This is a genomic window from Paenibacillus foliorum (genome assembly GCF_013141765.1).
GTDB classification, from domain to species: Bacteria; Bacillota; Bacilli; order Paenibacillales; family NBRC-103111; genus Paenibacillus_S; species Paenibacillus_S foliorum.
On sequence record NZ_WHOD01000090.1, the window covers coordinates 1 to 3,146 of the forward strand.

Consider the following 3,146-nt stretch of genomic DNA (forward strand, 5'->3'; position numbering starts at 1 on the left):
GGCTCCTGGATGCCTATCGAAGTTAACATCGAAGGTAAGATGTTGAAGATGCCTACAAACCCTGTCATCGAGTCTGGTACAACTTTAGTACCTATGCGCGCCATCTTTGAAGCACTTGGTGCAGAAATCAAATGGGACAACAAAACTCAAACAGTAACTGGTACAAAAGGTAATATCAAAATCGAACTTAGTATTGGTAGCAAGACAGCTAAGAAGAATGGTACTGCTTCTCAACTTAGTGTCGCTCCTCAACTTGTTGATGGCAATACAATGATTCCATTGCGTTACGTTAGCGAATCTCTTGAAATGCATGTAGCTTGGATTGCATCTGAGCGTCAAGTTTACATTGCTAAGGACCGTACTATCGATGGAACCACGATGGCTAGTATTGAAGCTCTATTCGATAAGTATGCACCTACTTTTAAGGGAGACCGATTTGTCGAAAAACCTTCACTAATAACTCCACTGGCAGCAGGAAAGTTAAGTAATGGGTTTCTACAAGATGGGCTTAAGACCGCAAACCTAGTTCGTGAACTGGCAGGTCTTCCCACATTAGTACTAGATTCCGAGTACAATGATATAGCTCAACATGGATCGGTGCTATTATTAGCTACTGACCAATATACCCATACTCCTGTTCAAACAGACGGTGTTACTAATGCCTTCTTCGAAAAAGCATATGCAGGTACTAGCACCAGTAATATAGGTGGTACAGCTGAAACTAGTGCCGTGACTGAATTATCTGATGGAATAAAAAGTTCCGTTATAGATAATGGAGTTAGTGATATGGGGCATAGACGGTGGGTATTGGATCCTAATCTTTATAAAATTGGATTAGGCTATAGCAGTAAAGTAGCTTCGTATGATAAAAATATCACAAATAGTAGCATCCTTATGCGCGTTACTGATAAAAGTCAACCCATTAAACCTGACTACGATTATATTGAATGGCCAAGTAAAGGGTACTTTCCAATTTCTTGGCTTCCGCAAAGAACAGCTTGGAGTATTGCTTTAAACCCTGACAAGTATAAGACACCTGAGATTAACGATGTTACTGGTAAAATTACTAATGTGGTTGATGGTAGTGTCGTTGATCTTGTACCTTGGCAGACCCCAGGCTTCACCATTCTATATGATAACTACGGCGAAGGACCAACTATTACCTTCCTACCTCAAGTTGACGATGCGTACTTTAAGGATCCTAAGGCTGGTAACGAATTCGTCATAGAGCTTAACGGCATCTACAAAGCAGATGGGACTCCTGCTAATATCAAGTACACTGTCAGTTGTTTGCAATGGAGTAAAAACGGTGGGGGTGTTAACGCACTCCCGTTTCATTTGTATAGGTAATAAAAGGAGGATAAGTAAGCGTCAACTAGTCCCCACCTTGTAAGAGGCTGACTTTTCTTGATCGTGACTGCAATCGAGTCCTTACTTACGCATCGAAGGAGATTTTCCTTATTGAACTAACGGTGAACCAGCATAATAAATAACTACGACGCGGTTGCCGGCTTAAAATCGGCAGCCGCGTTGTGCTAACGGCAGTGATAGTTGAATGATTTCGCGAATAACTTAAGTCATGACGAATTTACGAAGTTCGCAAAAAAGACGTTAACCGAAAGAAGTTCTTAGTTTAGGAGGAGTCTATATGATATTAGAAAAAGTTATAAATAGAATTGTAATACAAAGTGAATATAAGGATTTTGTTGATAAGTATATAGATAATATACTTACCGAATTTAAAGGTAAGATTCATAGCATTTATATGTGTGGCTCGATTCCAAAAGGAACTGCTAAACCTTTTAAGTCAGATGCAGACTTTACTATTGTATGTGTAAATCCCAAAGATATTGATTACGAAAGATTGTCAAATATTAAAGACAGGCTTTTGGAAGAATATCCAGTAGTAACTAAGATTGATACGATAATTTGCTCGATTGACGATGTATTAAGTAAACCAAATGAGTGGGGTTTTTGGGTAAAGATAATTTGTGTTTGCATATATGGTCATGACGTTGGTGAAAAAGTACCACCGATAATTATTTCTCCAGAGTTCATTTTAGACTTAAATACAGAGACCAAGGAGGAAGTAGATCGTATACATAGTTTACTTTCTAATGCTAGTGATAACACAATGAAAACTAGATATATTAAAGGTTACTCTAAGAGATTAATTCGTGCATTATACTCTTTGGTTTTAGAAGATACAGGTGTATGGCAAGATGACATTATTAAGATGAAGAATGCTATATTAAACTATTGTGAGATTGACTCCGCTTTAGTTGATTATCTGTATGCTTGTTACTTGGATAGTAATGTACTTGTTGAAGAGTTTCTGGGAATTGCAGATGAAGTATATAGCTATTTTGAGAACGCCTTAAATGCAATGGCTGCTTCCAGAACTTCCTTCGGCTAACACCATATTGACGCTCCGGGTCACTCTGAGAAGCGAATGACCACATCCAGCCCCCTAAGCCCGTCGGGACGTCACTGCATTAGGTGTTCGGCAAGCCTCACAACTATAAGCAGCGACTCTAATTAAAACATAAGATTATTGAGCTAACTGGGAACGATAGCTCATACAGTATAGTTAAAGGGCTGGCGCGTGATTGACCGGTAGACCTTGCTGCGCTAACTGGAAGATTAACGATACAGAAGATGTAAAAAAGGGTTGTTACCAGTCGATTATTGGAGGAAATACATTTGAACTTAGAAAATCTGGAATTGCTTTTCAGTATTTTCCATGATGGTGGTGTAGAAGACATCAGGGGTACCGTTGATGGGATTGAATGTACAATCGACATTATGTATCTTGCTGAACTAATTAAGCCTCAATTTAGAGGCATCATCGTAAAACTTATTTATCCTGCTGAGATGTTCTTAGAAGACGTTGATACGAGTGAGATAATTCGAGACTTTAAGGAACTAAACAAACTTGACATTGAAATTCTGAAGACACATATTAGTGAGGAGAATGTAAAGGTATTTTGCAGTATCAACGGAGGGCAGTCCTTCGGATATCTTAACGTTAAGGCAAGTGAAATTTACATATATGACCCGGAGCGTAACCCGATCTCACTTGAAGGCTTAAAAGAAATTTGCAATCATTATTGGGATGACTTTAGCAAACGCTCTCGCTGATTATT

Annotated in this window: 3 protein-coding genes; all 3 read left to right on the top strand. The window is 38.8% G+C overall.

Features of this window, described 5'->3' with window-relative positions; all coding sequences use genetic code 11:
- Nucleotides 1-1,350, top strand: a 1,350-nt coding sequence (locus GC093_RS23980) for a stalk domain-containing protein (protein WP_246315187.1), incomplete at its 5' end; no start/stop codon positions are given.
- 298 nt (nt 1,351-1,648) lie between these two features.
- Nucleotides 1,649-2,416, top strand: coding sequence for a nucleotidyltransferase domain-containing protein (locus tag GC093_RS23985; RefSeq protein ID WP_054024997.1), 768 nt, complete (start codon nt 1,649-1,651; stop codon nt 2,414-2,416).
- Nucleotides 2,417-2,703: 287 nt separating this feature from the next.
- On the top strand, nt 2,704-3,141 hold the full coding sequence (locus GC093_RS23990; RefSeq protein ID WP_171654452.1) for a hypothetical protein: 438 nt from the start codon (nt 2,704-2,706) through the stop codon (nt 3,139-3,141).
- Nucleotides 3,142-3,146: the final 5 nt, after the last annotated feature.